We start from the raw sequence: 16,695 nt of genomic DNA on the forward strand, positions 1-16,695 counted from the left end.
TATAAATGAAAACTTTGAAAGTGAAAATTAATCAATTTCTTCGTAATCTACATATTCGCCAACAGTTTTGTTTGAGGATTTATTGTCGGGCATCTTATCAATCGTTATTTCCCCTTCATTTTGAGGCTTTTGTGGTGGTTTTTGGTTTTGAAAACCACCAAATTGACCACCAAAACGTTGTTGCGCTTTCTTTTTAAGATACTTGAAAAAAAGTGGTCCAAACAGTCGAGATAAAATTTTGAAGCCATAATAAACAACTAAAATTATAAGTATGGTTCGTAATAATTGCATAGGAACAATTTAATAGAATTATTTTTTCATACAAAAATACAATACTTAGCCTGTAATTTCAGTTTTAAATACTTAAAAAAAATATAAAATCTCTATATTTGGAGCTAAACAACTTACTTATGTTTTTAGAGAAACGATATCTAACACTCTTGGTTTTCGCAGTATGTATATCGGCGCATGCGCAATACACCGAGGTCATAAACTCCAACCGCCCCGGGGTATCAAGATCAGCCTTTTCTGTAGGCACTAATGTTGTTCAATTTGAAGCTGGACCTTTTACTGTTAAAGAAGAGCACACCCCATTAAAATATAACGTAGAAGGTTTTGGTGTTGATTTTGCTGCGCGTTATGGATTGCTTTTTCCGCAATTAGAAATTAACCTTGAAGGGTCTTATCAAAATGATACAAAAACAGATTTTCGTTCGTCCATCTCAAACGAAGTGAAACGGTCTAATTTTAAACACGTCACCTTAGGAGCTAAATATTTGATTTATGATCCGTATAAAAACCGGGAAGACAACGCTAGTTTGTATAGTTATCATGCCAATAAACGCTTTCAATGGTCCTCATTAATTCCTGCAGTAGCTGTCTATGTAGGTGCTAATTTCGATTCAAAAGATAATCCGTATACAGCACCTGGCGTTGAAGGATTTAGCCCGAAAGTCATGATAGCAACACAAAATAATTTTTCAAGTGGATGGGTGTTTATTATGAATTTTTCAAAAGATAGAATAGGTTCGGACGATTCGGATTTTCAATATATTTTAACACTCACGAAAGCTATTAGTGAGCAATGGGTTTTATTTGGAGAAACGCAGGGAATTAAAAGTGATTTTTATGCCGATAATTTATTTCGTTTTGGCGGAGCTTATTTATGGAGTAAAAATTTCCAATTAGATACAGCTTTAACCTTTAACACAAAAGACACGCCTTCTGTTTTTGGAGTTAATCCGGGCGTGTCTTACCGTTTAGATTTTCATAAGGACCCCAGCATAGATAATGGTACGTCTGCCGAAGCAACCGCGGAACGAAGAGCTAATAAAAAAAGAAAAAAGAAAAAAGACAATAAAGATTTAGAATTACCGTAAGGTGAAACTAAACATACCAAAGATAAAATAGAAATTGATTTTGATGATGAAGACTAGCCTATGATTATAATTAAAAAGGTCTCTAACAAGAAGGAATTAAAAGCCTTTGTAACCTTTCCCTTTTCGCTCTATAAAGATTCAAAATATTGGGTACCTCCTATTATTAGTCAGGAAATGGCCACTTTTGATCAGGACAAAAATCCCATATTTAAAGACGCTGAAGCTACTTTTTTTCTAGCTTATAAAAATGATGAGCTTGTTGGTCGTGTTGCAGCCATAATTAATTGGTTGGAAGTCAATAAAAAAAACCAGAAAAAATGCGTTTTGGATGGTTTGATTTTATTGATGATTTAGACGTTTCAACCGCACTTTTAAAAGAAGTCAACGCCATTGGTAAAGCGAACCACTTAGAATACACTGAAGGTCCCGTTGGATTTTCCAATTTAGATAAAGTGGGTGTGATGACCGAAGGCTTTGATCAGATTAGCAATATGATTACCTGGTATAATCACGAGTACTATATTAAACACTATGAAGCCCTAGGCTATACTGTTGAAAAGTCGTATTCTGAAAGTAAGTTTCCTTTTAAAAATGTAAAACCTGAATTTTTTAAAAAGGCACAAGAACTTATTAAAAGGCGTTACAAGTTAAGAGCGCTGCAACTCAATAAAACATCTGAAGTCATGCCTTATGCCGATAAGATGTTTGATTTATTTAATGCATCCTATTCTTCACTATCTTCTTTTGTAGAGATTACACCCATTCAAAAAGAGTATTTTAAAGAGAAGTTCATCTCTTTTGTCAACCCGTAATACATTAAGTTTATTGTTGACGAACAGGATAACATGGTGGCCTTTGCCATCGTAATGCCGCGTTTTGCTAAGGCCTTACAAGATATGAATGGTAAATTATTCCCCTTTGGTTTTGCCGGATTGTTAAAGGCTAAAAAAACGAGTAAAGACGTTGTTTTTTACCTCATTGGTGTCCATCCAGACTATCAGAACAAAGGTGTACATGCCGTTATTTTTAATGAATATTACGAAACATTTACTAAAAAAGGAATTATTAACTGTTATAGAACTCCGAATTAGAAGACAATGAAGCGATACACAAAATATGGAAACATTTTGATCCTGTCGTTATAAAGCGCAGAAAGACGTACAAAAAAAATATCACTTAAAATTGTAAATAAAAAAACCGATTCGTTTGAATCGGTTTTTTTTATGTATGTTATATTGTATTAATAGAACTACTCACCCATGGCTTTCATTAAAGCTGCAGACATACGTTTATAAGTTCCGTTTTCCAAACGGGTTCTAATCGCATCAAAAGCATCTAAAGTATCTGAAACATCTTGTAAGGTATGTGTTGCCGTTGGGATCATTCGTAATAAAATTAATCCTTTTGGAATTACAGGATACACAACTATTGAGCAGAAAACACCATAATTCTCACGCAAGTCTCTTACTAAAGCCATAGCCTCCGGTATACTTCCGTTTAAGTACACTGGTGTCACACAACTTTGTGTTGTACCGATATCGAAACCTCTGTCTTTTAAACCGGATTGTAAGGCGTCAACAATTTTCCATAAGTTCTGTTTCAACTCCGGCATGGTACGCAACATATCTAAACGTTTCAGTGCACCAACGACTAATTGCATTTGTAACGACTTTGCAAACATTTGTGAGCGCAAGTTATACTTTAGATAATCCATGATTTCTTTATCACCAGCAATAAAAGCACCTGTACTCGCTAATGATTTTGCAAATGTTGCAAAATACACATCAATATCGTCTTGAACACCTTGTTCTTCACCAGCACCTGCTCCTGTCTTTCCTAATGTTCCAAAACCGTGTGCATCGTCGACTAACAATCTGAAATTGAATTTCTTTTTAAGGGCAACGATTTCTTTTAATCGTCCTTGTTCTCCTCGCATTCCAAACACCCCTTCAGAAATAACTAAAATCCCACCTCCAGTTTGTTCTGCCATTTTTGTGGCACGTTCCAAGTTTTTTTCTAAACTCTCTACATCATTGTGCTTGTAAGTAAAGCGTTTCCCCATATGTAAACGAACGCCATCTATAATACAGGCATGTGCATCTACATCATAAACAATAATATCATCTTTTGCTACTAAAGCATCAATGGTAGACATAATACCTTGGTAACCAAAGTTCAATAAATAAGCTGCTTCCTTACTTACAAAGGCTGCCAATTCATTTTGTAATTGCTCATGCAGTTCTGTGTGACCAGACATCATTCTAGCGCCCATAGGATATGCAGAACCATATTCTGCAGCAGCTTCTGCATCAACCTTACGAACCTCAGGATGGTTCGCTAAGCCTAAATAGTCATTAATACTCCACGTGACCACTTCTTTTCCTTGGAATTTCATTCGATTTGAAATTTGGCCTTCCAGTTTAGGAAACACAAAGTAACCTTCTGCCTGCTCCGCCCATTTTCCTAAAGGCCCTTTGTCCTTGTATATTTTTGCAAATAAATCTTTCATGTATGTTTTCTAGTTAGTTTAGAATTTACAAAATTACGCAATTCTCAGTTTTTTGCATAATCTTTTTACATTCTATTATTAACAATAAAAAAAGCCGATGTTCATCAACATCAGCCTTTTAGTAATATCTTTTCTTTTATTTAATGTATTGTATCGCTTGAGCTGCTTCTTCATTTTTACTATCAAAAAAGCCTTGATCATTCATCCACTTATCGCTGTATACTTTACTCATGTAACGCGAGCCATGATCTGGAAAAATGACAACAATATTATCGGTAGCTTTAAACTCTCCAGCTGCATTTAATTGCTTTACAGCTTGCATGGCAGCTCCCGAGGTGTACCCCACAAACAAACCTTCTGTTTTTGCTATTTCACGAGCGGTATGTGCGCTTTCTTCATCAGTTACTTTAATAAACTTATCTATAAGATCAAAGTCTGTAGCTGTTGGTATCAAGTTCTTTCCTAAACCCTCGATGCGATATGGATAAATTTCCTTTTCATCAAATTCTCTAGTCTCGTGATAACTTTTTAAAACCGAACCAAAAGCATCGACTCCTATTATTTTAATATTCGGGTTTTGCTCTTTTAAATATTTAGCTGTACCGTAAATAGTCCCCCCAGTTCCACTACAGGCCACTAAATGAGTAATTTCGCCTTGCGTTTGATTCCAAATTTCAGGACCTGTAGACGCGTAATGGGCATCAATATTTAATTGATTGAAATATTGATTGATATAAACCGAACCTTTAATCTCATCATGTAATCGTTTTGCCACTTGATAATAAGATCTAGGATCATCTGCGCTTACATTCGCAGGGCAAACATACACTTTGGCGCCCATGTTTTTCAACATGTCTATTTTATCTGCCGAAGATTTAGAACTCACCGCTAAGATGCAATCATATCCCTTGATAACACTCACCATTGCAATACTAAAACCAGTATTACCGGAAGTCGTTTCAATAATGGTGTCGCCAGGTTTAATAATGCCTTGCTTTTCTGCTTCTTCTATTATGTAAAGTGCGATTCTGTCTTTAGAAGAGTGCCCTGGATTAAACGCTTCAACTTTAGCTAAAAAGTTACCTTTAAACTCAGATGTCATTTTTTTCAGTTTTATCATGGGTGTATTGCCAATTAAGTCCAATACATTATCAAAAACTTGCTTGTTGTGTGCCATAAACAATATTTAATCAGTTACCATTAGTTAGAAATGCAACCTTAAACCCCGCAAAAATAAGCAATTTATTTTTAATGGTCAATTCCTTCTAAATCTAATAAAAAAGCATATTCTAATGCAACTTCTTTTAAGCTTTCAAATCGTCCGTAAGCACCACCATGACCAGCTTCCATATCGATATGAAATAATAATTTATTTTTATCTGTTTTAAATTCTCTCAATTTAGCCACCCATTTTGCAGGCTCAAAATATTGCACTTGAGAGTCATGTAAGCCTGTAGTAACCAAAATATTTGGATAGTCTTGTGCACGAATATTATCGTATGGAGAATAAGACTTCATATAATCATAATAGGTTTTATCATTAGGATTTCCCCATTCATCATACTCCCCTGTTGTAAGTGGAATACTATCATCTAGCATGGTAGTTACAACATCTACAAAAGGAACTGCGGCAATGACGCCATTATATAATTCCGGGTTTAGATTTATAACGGTGCCTATTAATAAACCTCCTGCACTTCCTCCCATAGCATACAAATGGTCTTTAGAAGTGTACTTGTTCTCGATTAAATATTTTGAACAGTCTATAAAGTCGGTAAAAGTATTCATTTTAGATAAAAGTTTACCCTTTTCATACCATTCACGACCTAAATATTCACCCCCTCGAATATGGGTAATGACATATATAAATCCACGATCTAAAAGACTCAATCTAATGGTTGAAAAATAAGGGTCTATAGTGGACCCATAAGAGCCGTACGCATATTGTAACGTTGGGTTTTCGCCATTCAACTCCATTCCTTTTTTGTAGACAATGGACATGGGCACTTTTACACCATCTCTTGCGGTGGCCCAAACACGTTTGGATTCATAATTGTTTTTATCAAAGGTTCCGCCTAAAACTTCCTGTTCTTTTTTAACCGCTTTGATTTTTGTTTTAAAATTATAATCAATGACAGAACTTGGAGTGGTTAGGGCATTATAACTGTAGCGTAATGTATCACTATTAAAATCGGGGTTGTTACCTATGCTTGCGGTGTAGGTCTCATTATCAAATGGTAAATAGTAGTCTTCACTCCCATTCCAATTGATAATTCGAATTTTGTTCATGCCATTTTCACGCTCATTAACTACCAAATAATCTTTAAAAATCTCTATATCTTCTAGAAGAACCTCTTTTCTATGTGGTAATACGTCCGTCCAGTGTTCTTTTCCTGTTTGAGTTTCAGGGGTTTTTTGTAGCTTAAAATTGGTGGCACCATCTTTATTGCTGATGACGTAAAAATGATCCCCGTAATGTGAGATTGAATATTCTAATTCACGTTCTCTTGGTTGAAAAATTTTAAATTCACCATCTGGTGTGTTTGCATTTAAAATGCGGTACTCTGTAGTAAGCGTACTAGAGGAACCTATAATAATGAATTTTTTAGACTTTGATTTGTATACATAGGAATTAAACGTTTCATCGTCTTCATGATATACCAAAACATCTTCTGATACATCTGTGTACAATTTGTGTTTAAAGACCTTATCTGAACGCAGTGTAACTTCATCCTTTTTTACATAAAATAAAGTTTTATTATCGTTTGCCCAAGTAGAACTGCCGGTAGTGTTTTCAATTTTGTCTGAAAATACCGCTCCGGTTATTAAGTTTTTAATTTGCAATGTATATTGTCTGCGACTCACTGTATCAAACGAAAAACCAGCCATAGTGTTATCTGGGCTGATAGAAATGCCCGCTAGTCTAAAGTAAGCATGCCCTTTGGCCATTTCATTACAGTCGAAAAGCACCTCTTCGTCTGCTTCTAAGGTTTCCTTTTTTCTTGTATATATGGGATAATCTTGACCTTTTTCAAATTTAGTAATATACCAATACCCATTCAGTTTATAAGGCACAGAAGTGTCATCTTCCTTAATTCTACTTTTCATTTCTTCAAACAGGGTCTTTTGAAAAGGTTCTGTATGTCTAAGCTTTCCTTTTGTATACGTGTTTTCCGAATTTAAATGATTAATAACCTCTTGATTGTCTCTGTCATTCATCCAAAAGTAGTTGTCCAACCGGATATCATCATGGATTTCTAATTTTTTTTCAATTTTTTTTGCCAATGGAGCTTCAATAGAAGCGTGATTTTTTGTCATATTTAAATTTTGTGTTCACAGTAAAACAAAAGTAAAACTTATAAGGAATAAAATGATTAGATTTTTCAATAGATATTAAATTGGTTAATAACTATCTAATTTAATAACTTTGTATTTTATAACATTAAAAATAGAAATTATGTTTGGAGATTTAATGGGAATGATGGGAAAATTAAAAGAAACCCAGCAAAGAGTAGAGGAAACAAAAAAACGTTTAGACTCCGTCTTAATTGATGAAAATAGTAGTGATGGCCTATTGAAAGTGACACTCACTGCAAACAGACTGTTTAAGTCTATTGACATTGACGATTCTCTTTTGGAGGACAAGGAGCAGCTTGAAGACTATTTGATATTAACCTTGAATAAGGCTATAGAAAAAGCGACCAATGTTAACGAAACAGAAATAGCTGCTGTTGCCAAAGACGGCATGCCTAATATTCCTGGAATGGACCTCTTTAAATAAAAAATCCTGCCTAGGCAGGATTTTTTGTATCAACTAATCATAAATAAGTCCTTAGCAGACTAATTTTTTATAAGACTTTCTTTTTTTAAATATTCAGGTGAATTAATAAATAATTGTTCCACTTGATACTCCCAGTCTTTAACAATATCAAAATAGCTTGTATTCACTTCAGCCATAATAATATTACAATCTTTACATGTATGCTTATAGCCTAAAAAATAGTGTCCAAATTCATGGAACGCAACTACCTTTAAAATTTCTTTATCTAAAAGTGTCATCCAGCTAAAAATTATTTTTTCAACATCATGGTTGTCGTTTCTAACTAACATACCTAATGTCCCTCCTCTTGATGTCATTTTTAAGGAGTCGACAATAGCTATTTCTTTTAACTTGAATAGCTTATCGGTGCAGTTAATGTCATACTCTTTACATAAACGCATAAAATCGTCTAGATGAGGCTGTATTAATCCATCTGTTTTCAACACCTCTGAAGAAGCTATTCTTTGTGGTAATTCATAAACCGCTTTTTGCGCATTTAGGACAAATAACCAAACAAAGGTTAAAAATAAAGTGAGGTAGGCTCGTTTCATAGGTACAATAGGTTAAATGGAGCTGTAAATTTATATTCAAAACAACTACTTGATTATCATTTAGTTGCATCTATAAAGCGAACATAATTCAAATTATTCATACAAACAAATAAAAAGTGCATTTTAACGATAAAAAACGCATTTAATCTTGAGAATTTAACATTTCACCCCGTTTTTAGTTTAAAAAAACCTATTTAAATAAAAAAAGAAGCCCAACTGCTCAGGCTCCTTTTTACTTTTTTAAATATAAATTATGTTTACCTACTACTTAGTTCGCATCGATAACCCTAAATTGAGTTCTTCTATTCGCTAAGTGATCTCTTTCTGTGCAAGAAACACCATCTGAACATCTGTTAGTTAATCTCGATTCTCCATAGCCGTTAGAGACAATTCTAGAGGAATTAATTCCTTTAGCAATTAAATAATTAGTTACGGCTTGAGCTCTTCTTTCAGATAAAGATTTGTTTGACGCAGCAGACCCTCTAGAATCTGTGTGGGATGCAATTTCAACTGAAACCCCATTAGATAATACAGGTAACAGTATGGCATCAATCTCGGCCTTAGCAGCAGGTGTTAGTGTAGCAGAACCTAAGTCCCAGTTAATATTAAGATCGTTATACTCCACTATTTTACAATCCACTTCTTTCCAAGTCGTTAAGCCGCCTTTTGTTTGTAACACTTCTTTAGTAATTGTTTTATGTATGGCTGGAATCGTTTCTTCATCTACTCTAGCATCACTCACCAAAACGGTACGTGTTAAAGGTGCTGTTTTTTGCGGTATATCATTAACAACTGTTGTTGGAGGAGTCACCATTACCGTGCGTTTCATCACTTGCGTTTCGGCAGGAATATTTACTACCCGTATCGTTTCAGGTGAAATAACTGTCTTTTTAATAGTCGTCGATACAGGAGGAATATCAACGGCTCGTGTTGTTGGAGGGGTTACCAATACTGTTCGCTTCATAGATGCTGTTTTTGCAGGAATTTCTAAAACAGTAGTTGTTGCTGGCTGGGCAACAATAGTACGCTTCATCGTTTTTGTGACTGCGGGAATCTCAACGACTCTTGTTGTTGGAGGTGTCACCATGACTGTTCTCTCTACTTCCTTCGTTACGGCAGGGATATCAATAACCTTTGTGGTTGGAGGACTTACCATGACTCTTCCGGTAACTTCTTTGGTTACAACAGGAATATCTATGACTCGCGGTTGTTGCTGGAGAAACCAAAACCGTTTTTTTAATCATTTTAGTTACAGCAGGCACCTCTATAGTTCTTGTCGTTGCTGGCGTAACCATCACCGTTTTTTTAACCATTTTAGTGACAGCTGGAATGTCTATTACTTTAGTAGTCGCTGGAGTCAGTACAACTTTTCTAGTGTAAGTTCCCATGCCACACGCTTCACTATTAGTATTAGCCATATCACAACCGGCTTTTGTTATCACTTGTGCGTCATTAGCTAAAACCGTAGTATTTACGGTAATATTTTGCGCCGGCACATTTTTGTAACACCAATATCTACAATCGTTAGGATCACTAGAGGCACAATCTGCAGCAGGTGTCTCACTCATTCCCCACTTAGCCGTTGCTGGCTTAGTTTCAACCACCTGATAATCGCTAGAAAACTTTGCTGGTACTACCGTTAAAGTAGATCCATATTCTCTTTTCTTGTAGGATAAGGTTTCCGTTCCCCATTTTGCAGGGATAACTTCTAAACGCTGCCCAGCTTCAGCTACCACAACTTCCACATTTTCTGTGCCATATTGCGCAGGGATAATTTCTAATTTGGTTGATGCTGGTTGTACCACAACTTCTACTGTTTCCGTGGTCCATTTTGCAGGTACCACTTCCATACGTTGTCCTGCATTAGCAACTATTACTGTTTCTGTTCTAGTCTCATATTGGGCTGGAACAGTTTCTAGTTTTTGATATGCTTGTTGAACAACAATGGTCTCTGTTCTTGTTTCATATTTAGCTGGTACAACTTCTAACCGCTGGCTCGCTTCTTGAACCACAACATCAAATATTTCAGTCCCCATTTTAGCAGGAATGACAGATAGGGTTTGTGCTACATCGGCAGCAGTGACTTCAAAAAGTTCCGTCTTATAGGTTGCAGGTACAACAGACAACTCTTGATACCCCTCTTTTGTTACCATTTCTTCTGTGATTACATCTGTGGTTCCCGCAATTTTTTCAAGTCGTTGTGCTGGCCCTTTTACTTCAACTTCAAAAGTTTGTGTTTCATATCTTGCTGGAACAACTGATAATTCTTTTCCAGCTGATTGAACGACCACTTCCTCTTTCTCTGTACCATACTGAGCAGGTACAACTTTTAGTTTTTTGTATGCTGGCGCTACCTGAATGGACACATCTTGATTCACCCGGACGTCCGGTGTTACACATCGAACATAACATTTTCCTGGTTCAGGATTCGTTGGTAAATCTTGTGCAAATCCGATAGAACAGACTACAAAAGATAATAATGTTAGTAATACGTTTTTCATTTTAGTTGAGATTTTAATGGTTAATTTTAACGTTTAAGACCCTAAGAAGACTTATAGCCTCTCCTACTAATTTCGTATAAAATTAGATGCAATCAAACTCTATTCTTCTTTTATTAACATAACACAGAGAAGAATTCGATGAACCGCACATAAGTTCGCTCAAACTTGTAATACCGATTTAACCCCTAAAAATCAACACTTTATAAAACAAATAAGATGTTTTATAAAGCACGTAATACATTTAAAAAGACATGATGCATCTCCTGAGTATAGTCTAAATGCGTAACGATTCTCAATTTCCCTTGACCCAAGCTACTGATAAAAATATTTTTACTTTGTAAGGTTTCAAGAAAACTTTTCTCCTGAGAGATATCATTCAAACTAAAAATAATAATATTGGTTTCTACGGGCTCTACTTTACCTACCCTTTTTAAGCTCTCTAAAGTAACAGCAATGTCTTTAGCTTTACTATGATCCTCCTTTAGTTTTTCAACATTGTGATCTAATGCATATAAACCCGCAGCAGCTAAATATCCTACTTGTCGCATCCCTCCACCAAGAATTTTTCGAATTCTGATGGCATTTTTCATAAACGATTCATCACCAATTAAAACAGATCCCACCGGGCATCCCAACCCCTTACTTAAACAAACAGAAATCGTGTCAAACAGGTTGCCATAATCCTGAGTGGTTTCCTCTTTTGCAACGAAAGCATTCCAAAAACGCGCACCGTCTAAATGAAATCCCAAATGATGTGAATCACAGACCTTACGAATTTTTACCAATTCATTAAACTCCCAACACGCACCACCGCCTTTATTGGTTGTATTTTCAATTTCCACTAATTTTGTTAAGGGACTATGGTAAAAGTCCGGCGGATTTATTGCCGCTTCTACCTGATCTGCAGTAAACATCCCTCTGTGCCCATCTATTAATTTACAAGAGACGCCACTATTAAACGATGCACCACCTCCCTCATAATTAAAAATATGGGCATATTTGTCACAAATGACCTGATCTCCGGGATTGGTGTGCAATTTAATAGCGGTTTGGTTTGCCATGGTTCCGCTTGGAAAAAACAAGGCATGAGATTTATTAAACATTTTGGCCAAACGGTCTTCTAAAGCATTTACCGTGTCGTCCTCCTTATAAACATCATCTCCTACTTTCGCCTGCTGCATGGCTTCTAACATGCCTTTAGACGGTTTTGTTACTGTATCACTTCTTAGATCTATTCTCATCTATTTTTTTGTTATTTATTTTTTTCTTTAAACCTTTTAAAACACTAATAATCAATATATTAAATACCATGGGTTTCAATAGGTGTTTTTCGAACTAAATTATTTGTGTATAAAACTATAAAATAACTACTTAATACTTTTCAAATCTTGCTATTAATTCTATTTTTGTTTTAAACTACAATACCATGATTACATCAGATCAAATTAAAGATCTTTCACACCGCCTTACTGAGCTAAGGCAATATCTTTGACATTGATGCCAAGCGCATAGAAATCCGAATGAGGAAGAACAAACCTTTGATCCTAATTTCGGAATGACTCTAAAGCTGCTGAAGTGATTATGAAATCGCTACGGGAGCAAAAAAAATGGGTCGAAGACTATAACAATGCACATACACTGGTTGAAGATTTAGAGGTTATTTACGACTTTTATAAAGAAGAGGAAGCGACCGCTAACGATGTAGAAACCCGTTATGAAAAAGCGTTTACTGCTATTGAAGATTTAGAGTTCAAGAACATGCTTTCTGAAGAAGGGGACACGCTGAGTGCTGTACTTCAAATTACGGCCGGCGCTGGGGGTACTGAAAGTTGCGATTGGGCAAATATGCTTATGCGGATGTATTTAATGTATGCTGAAAAAAACGGTTTCAAAGTCAAAGAACTTAATTTACAAGAAGGCGATGTCGCAGGAATAAAAACCGTGACACTAGAAATTGAAGGCATGTATGCTTTTGGGTGGCTTAAAGGTGAAAATGGAGTGCATCGATTGGTCCGGATTTCTCCTTTTGATAGCAATGCAAAACGCCATACGAGCTTTGCCTCTGTTTATGTGTATCCTTTGGTTGATGATTCTATTGAAATAGACATTAATCCAGCTGATATTGAAATTACCACGGCGCGTTCTAGTGGTGCTGGAGGGCAAAACGTGAATAAAGTAGAAACTAAAGTGCAATTAACCCATAAACCCTCGGGCATTCAAATATCATGCAGTGAAACACGCTCGCAGCATGACAATAGATCTCGTGCTATGCAAATGCTGAAATCGCAATTGTATGAAATTGAACTACAAAAGCAATTGGCACAACGTGAGGATATAGAAGCTGAGAAAATGAAAATTGAATGGGGAAGTCAAATTCGCAATTACGTCATGCATCCCTACAAATTGGTAAAAGATGTGCGCTCAGGACATGAAACAGGAAATGTAGATGCCGTTATGGATGGTGATATTACGCCGTTTCTAAAAGCCTATCTAATGATGATGGGACAACAAGGCAAAGACGATCAATTGTAATTAATAGGATTAAACTTCCACTTTCTTAATACATAAAATATGTTAAAAATATATCATAATCCAAGATGCAGTAAGTCCGAGAGAGGGCTTAGCTATTTTAGAAGCCTCAGGAAAAGCATTTGAAATAATAAACTATTTAAACAACCCGCTTACAGCCAAAGAATTAACAAATATTATTTCTTTACTAGAGATAGAACCAATACATTTAGCCAGGAAAAATGAAAGTATTTGGAAAGAAAACTATAAAGATTTAAATTTAAGCGCTCAAGAAGTTATTGATGCGATGGTTAAGCATCCCAAACTTATTGAAAGACCTATAGTGATTAATAAAAACAAAGCGGTCATTGGTCGCCCACCGGAATCGATAAAAAAAATATTAGACGTATGAAAAAAAACAAAGCTATCCTTAACTAGCTTTTAATGATTAATAGCAAAATCTCTTAAATTCAACTAACGAATGATAGTGATATATCACAACCCCGATTCTCAAGATTCAAACGCTTGCATCGAAATATTAGAAACCAGCAAACACAATCATCAAGTTATTAAATACCAAGATAAACCACTTGATGAAGAAAAACTGGAAAAAATAATTAATCTACTTAAAATTTCCCCCATAGAACTTATTAGAACAGGGGAAAAACTTTGGGTTGAAAAATTTAAACACCTTATGGAATCTGGTATTGAGTTTACCAATGGCGAACTTATAGATATTATGATAAGTCATCCGGAACTTATAGAACGCCCCATTATTATCAATGGCGAAAAGGCTGTTATTGGTAAACCTCCTAAAAAGATATTTGATATTCTTAAGTAAAAAAGCGCGGTGAAATGATTTTATAGGATTTTTATTTAACATAGATTTAACCAAGGACGTTTAAACCATCCTTTATTTTTGCAGTCTTACATTGCAAAACTAATAATATGTTCAAAACAATTACCTACGCTTTTCTTTTCTTATTCTCTTTAAATATAGCAGCGCAAAAGCCTCAGGTCGAGGTAAACATTTCCGGTAAGATTCCGGACGAATCCTCTAAAATACCTTTAGAATATGCAACAATTATTTTTACGAGTAAAAATGATGCAAAAACAATAACCGGTGGGATTACGAACCAAAACGGTGATTATAATATCGCTGTAAAAACAGGGAACTACAGTGTTAGTATAGAGTATATAGGCTATAAAACGGTGACTATTGGTGATAAGACGATAACAAAAGACGCCAACTACGGCACCATTTATTTGGAAGAAAATGCGGAAGCATTGGAAGGCATTGAACTCATTGCCGAAACGACTACCGTAGAAATTAAGCTCGATAAAAAAATATATAATGTTGGTAAAGACCTCACCGTTCGCGGAGGTACTGTAAGTGATGTATTAGACAATGTCCCTTCTGTTTCTGTAGATGTTGAAGGTAATGTCGCTTTACGCGGGAACGACAATGTGCGCATCTTAATAAACGGAAAACCCTCGGGATTAGTCGGTTTAAATTCTACTGAAGCCTTAAGGCAACTTCCTGCCGAATCTATTGAAAAGGTAGAAGTAATTACCTCCCCATCTGCGCGATATGATGCTGAAGGTACTGGAGGTATCATAAATATCATTTTAAGACGTAGTAAATTACAGGGCTTAAATGGTGCCATGACTACAAACGTTGGATACAATCCCTCTGCAGGTATTTACGGTAACATTAATTATAGAACTGGAGATTTAAATATTTTTAATACTACGAGTTATAATTATCGGGAGGTGCCTGGCCGCTCTTCTTCCTATTCTCAATATTTCAACAGAAAAATAGACACGCTTACCGGATTGCTAGAGGACTATCCGAGATACTTTTTTAGATGAAAGTAGTGATTTTGACCGCGTTCGTAAAAACTTCAACACCAATTTAGGTGTCGAGTGGTACATTACAGATTCTGCCTCTTTAACCACTTCTCTACTCTACAGTTTAGGTGACGATCAAAACAACACGACAAACATTCTGAATATTTATGATGAGAATGAAAATTTACTGAGTTCAAGTATAAGGCTAGATCCGGAATTAGAAGATGAAAAAACCATTCAGTATGCTGTGAATTTTGATAAACAATTTAATACTAGCGGACATAAATTTACCTTTGATTTTCAGTATGAAGACAGCTATGACAATGAGAATTCTTCAGTAAACGTTAACGGTATTACTTCTGAATTGGTGGCTAACCTTGTCGATTCACAACGCATCTTATTGCAAGCCGATTATGTACTTCCTATTGGTGAAAAATCACAATTTGAAGCGGGTTATCGCGGGAATTTTAATGACCAAAACACAGATTACATTGTGCAGTTTCTAAATGCAGACACCAATACTTTTGAAGTGAATACCGATTTAACTAATCGGTTTAATTACAGAGAGTACTTGACCGCTTTTTATACCCAATATGGAAGTAAGATTGGTAAGTTTTCGTATTTATTAGGTCTTCGAATGGAAAACACAAGATTAACGTTAGACCAACCAACAAGTGGTGATTTTAATAAAAAGAACTACACCGGCTTATTTCCAACAGTCAATCTCAATTATGAATTGAGTGATAGTGAAAATGTTACTTTAGCCTATAACAGACGTTTAAGAAGGCCGAGGTCTTATTTTATCAATCCGTTTCCATCTCGCTCCAGTGTAACGAGTGTTTTTCAAGGAAATCGATTTAGATCCTAGTTATTCAGGACAAGTTGATTTAGGTTATGTTAAACGTTTTGGAAAGTTTACTTTTAATACGTCTGCCTATTATTCGCAGGCCACCGATGGGTTTAGCTTTGTGAGTTTTGATACAGGAACGACGGTTAATGTTAACGGTCAAGACTTAGCAGTTATTAATAGAACGCCAATAAATTTAGCTAATGAAGATCGTTTTGGTTTTGAATTTACGCTAGGATACAGACCAACAAAAAAATGGAATGTTAATGCCAATTTTAATTTCTTTGAAAATAAAACGGAAGGCGTTACACCTAATGGATTGGATTTAAGTAATACAAACACAAGTTGGTTTGCAAGAGTGAATAATAAATATACATTACCAGGAAATATAGATTGGCAAACACGATTATCTTACAGAGGACCCAGTGCAGATGCACAGAATGAACGAGATGGTATCTTCTCTACAGATTTAGCCTTTAGTAAAGATTTATTTAAAGATAAAGCGTCATTAGCCTTAAACGTTAGTGATTTATTCAATAGTAGGAAACGTACGCAAACTACCACTACTCCAACATTTTATAGCGAAAGTGAATTCCAATGGAGAGAACGTAGTTTTAATTTATCATTTACCTATAGATTCAATCAGAAAAAGAAACAAGAACGACGTGGCGGTTACGATGGTGGCGATGATGGTTTTGAAGGGTAACCTTCAGGTTCATACGTTTACAC

General features: G+C 35.5%; 14 protein-coding genes and 3 pseudogenes. 9 read left to right on the forward strand and 8 right to left on the reverse strand.

What is annotated here, in order from left to right; all coding sequences use genetic code 11:
- Window positions 1-27: 27 nt before the first annotated feature.
- Window positions 28-291: a DUF4834 family protein gene (locus N7U66_RS02440; RefSeq protein ID WP_267677174.1), complete on the reverse strand. Its 264-nt coding sequence runs from the start codon at window positions 289-291 to the stop codon at window positions 28-30.
- A gap of 119 nt (window positions 292-410) precedes the next feature.
- On the opposite strand from N7U66_RS02440, the gene N7U66_RS02445 reads away from it, so the two are divergent.
- Window positions 411-1,379: a transporter gene (locus N7U66_RS02445; RefSeq protein ID WP_267677175.1), complete on the forward strand. Its 969-nt coding sequence runs from the start codon at window positions 411-413 to the stop codon at window positions 1,377-1,379.
- Between the two features lie 60 nt (window positions 1,380-1,439).
- Window positions 1,440-2,559: pseudogene (locus N7U66_RS02450) on the forward strand (GTP cyclohydrolase).
- A 69-nt stretch (window positions 2,560-2,628) separates the two neighbouring features.
- On the opposite strand, the gene N7U66_RS02455 reads toward N7U66_RS02450, so the two are convergent.
- From N7U66_RS02455 to N7U66_RS02465, 3 genes are all read right to left on the reverse strand, one after another.
- Entirely contained in the window at window positions 2,629-3,888 is a 1,260-nt protein-coding gene (locus N7U66_RS02455; RefSeq protein WP_267677176.1) for an aminotransferase class I/II-fold pyridoxal phosphate-dependent enzyme, read from the reverse strand.
- Window positions 3,889-4,024: 136 nt separating this feature from the next.
- Window positions 4,025-5,065, reverse strand: coding sequence for a PLP-dependent cysteine synthase family protein (locus N7U66_RS02460; RefSeq protein WP_267677177.1), 1,041 nt, complete (start codon window positions 5,063-5,065; stop codon window positions 4,025-4,027).
- Window positions 5,066-5,136: 71 nt separating this feature from the next.
- Window positions 5,137-7,206 (reverse strand): S9 family peptidase, encoded by a 2,070-nt coding sequence (locus N7U66_RS02465; RefSeq protein ID WP_267677178.1) that lies wholly within the window; start codon window positions 7,204-7,206, stop codon window positions 5,137-5,139.
- 139 nt (window positions 7,207-7,345) lie between these two features.
- Between N7U66_RS02465 and N7U66_RS02470 the strand changes: the two genes are divergently transcribed.
- The gene (locus tag N7U66_RS02470; RefSeq protein ID WP_267677179.1) at window positions 7,346-7,669 is read left to right on the forward strand and encodes a YbaB/EbfC family nucleoid-associated protein; all 324 of its coding nucleotides are present in this window, start codon (window positions 7,346-7,348) and stop codon (window positions 7,667-7,669) included.
- A 59-nt stretch (window positions 7,670-7,728) separates the two neighbouring features.
- Here N7U66_RS02470 and N7U66_RS02475 read toward each other — a convergent pair whose 3' ends face one another.
- The 4 genes from N7U66_RS02475 to N7U66_RS02490 form a co-directional block, all read right to left on the reverse strand.
- Complete coding sequence (locus tag N7U66_RS02475) at window positions 7,729-8,259, reverse strand: hypothetical protein (RefSeq protein WP_267677180.1); 531 nt, start codon at window positions 8,257-8,259, stop codon at window positions 7,729-7,731.
- A 268-nt stretch (window positions 8,260-8,527) separates the two neighbouring features.
- Window positions 8,528-9,415: an OmpA family protein gene (locus tag N7U66_RS02480; protein WP_267677181.1), complete on the reverse strand. Its 888-nt coding sequence runs from the start codon at window positions 9,413-9,415 to the stop codon at window positions 8,528-8,530.
- Window positions 9,384-10,760 (reverse strand): hypothetical protein, encoded by a 1,377-nt coding sequence (locus N7U66_RS02485; protein ID WP_267677182.1) that lies wholly within the window; start codon window positions 10,758-10,760, stop codon window positions 9,384-9,386. Before N7U66_RS02485 ends, N7U66_RS02480 begins: the two co-directional genes overlap by 32 nt.
- 221 nt (window positions 10,761-10,981) lie before the next feature.
- Complete coding sequence (locus N7U66_RS02490) at window positions 10,982-12,001, reverse strand: threonine aldolase family protein (RefSeq protein ID WP_267677183.1); 1,020 nt, start codon at window positions 11,999-12,001, stop codon at window positions 10,982-10,984.
- Between the two features lie 185 nt (window positions 12,002-12,186).
- Here N7U66_RS02490 and prfB point away from each other — a divergent pair.
- From prfB to N7U66_RS22420, 6 genes and pseudogenes are all read left to right on the forward strand, one after another.
- Window positions 12,187-13,292: pseudogene (gene prfB / locus N7U66_RS02495) on the forward strand (peptide chain release factor 2).
- A 39-nt stretch (window positions 13,293-13,331) separates the two neighbouring features.
- A pseudogene (gene arsC / locus N7U66_RS02500) lies at window positions 13,332-13,680 on the forward strand (arsenate reductase (glutaredoxin)).
- A gap of 69 nt (window positions 13,681-13,749) precedes the next feature.
- A complete protein-coding gene (locus N7U66_RS02505; protein WP_267677184.1) occupies window positions 13,750-14,109 on the forward strand; it encodes an ArsC/Spx/MgsR family protein in 360 nt (119 codons plus the stop codon).
- A gap of 107 nt (window positions 14,110-14,216) precedes the next feature.
- A complete protein-coding gene (locus N7U66_RS21260) occupies window positions 14,217-15,140 on the forward strand; it encodes a carboxypeptidase regulatory-like domain-containing protein (protein ID WP_313791382.1) in 924 nt (307 codons plus the stop codon).
- A 226-nt stretch (window positions 15,141-15,366) separates the two neighbouring features.
- Entirely contained in the window at window positions 15,367-15,987 is a 621-nt protein-coding gene (locus N7U66_RS22415; protein WP_390886615.1) for an outer membrane beta-barrel family protein, read from the forward strand.
- Window positions 15,956-16,672 carry an outer membrane beta-barrel family protein gene (locus N7U66_RS22420; protein ID WP_390886616.1) on the forward strand — a complete coding sequence of 239 codons (717 nt, stop codon included), beginning with the start codon at window positions 15,956-15,958 and terminating at the stop codon, window positions 16,670-16,672. Before N7U66_RS22415 ends, N7U66_RS22420 begins: the two co-directional genes overlap by 32 nt.
- Window positions 16,673-16,695: the final 23 nt, after the last annotated feature.

This window comes from Lacinutrix neustonica (genome assembly GCF_026625145.1).
Classification (GTDB): domain Bacteria; phylum Bacteroidota; class Bacteroidia; order Flavobacteriales; family Flavobacteriaceae; genus Lacinutrix; species Lacinutrix neustonica.

What these genes read in the sequence shown, in the direction of transcription:
- N7U66_RS02440 (WP_267677174.1), bottom strand. Translation starts at nt 291, where the DNA reads ATGCAATTATTACGAACCATACTTATAATTTTAGTTGTTTATTATGGC.
- N7U66_RS02445 (WP_267677175.1), top strand. Translation starts at nt 411, where the DNA reads ATGTTTTTAGAGAAACGATATCTAACACTCTTGGTTTTCGCAGTATGT.
- N7U66_RS02455 (WP_267677176.1), bottom strand. Translation starts at nt 3,888, where the DNA reads ATGAAAGATTTATTTGCAAAAATATACAAGGACAAAGGGCCTTTAGGA.
- N7U66_RS02460 (WP_267677177.1), bottom strand. Translation starts at nt 5,065, where the DNA reads ATGGCACACAACAAGCAAGTTTTTGATAATGTATTGGACTTAATTGGC.
- N7U66_RS02465 (WP_267677178.1), bottom strand. Translation starts at nt 7,206, where the DNA reads ATGACAAAAAATCACGCTTCTATTGAAGCTCCATTGGCAAAAAAAATT.
- N7U66_RS02470 (WP_267677179.1), top strand. Translation starts at nt 7,346, where the DNA reads ATGTTTGGAGATTTAATGGGAATGATGGGAAAATTAAAAGAAACCCAG.
- N7U66_RS02475 (WP_267677180.1), bottom strand. Translation starts at nt 8,259, where the DNA reads ATGAAACGAGCCTACCTCACTTTATTTTTAACCTTTGTTTGGTTATTT.
- N7U66_RS02480 (WP_267677181.1), bottom strand. Translation starts at nt 9,415, where the DNA reads ATGGTAAGTCCTCCAACCACAAAGGTTATTGATATCCCTGCCGTAACG.
- N7U66_RS02485 (WP_267677182.1), bottom strand. Translation starts at nt 10,760, where the DNA reads ATGAAAAACGTATTACTAACATTATTATCTTTTGTAGTCTGTTCTATC.
- N7U66_RS02490 (WP_267677183.1), bottom strand. Translation starts at nt 12,001, where the DNA reads ATGAGAATAGATCTAAGAAGTGATACAGTAACAAAACCGTCTAAAGGC.
- N7U66_RS02505 (WP_267677184.1), top strand. Translation starts at nt 13,750, where the DNA reads ATGATAGTGATATATCACAACCCCGATTCTCAAGATTCAAACGCTTGC.
- N7U66_RS21260 (WP_313791382.1), top strand. Translation starts at nt 14,217, where the DNA reads ATGTTCAAAACAATTACCTACGCTTTTCTTTTCTTATTCTCTTTAAAT.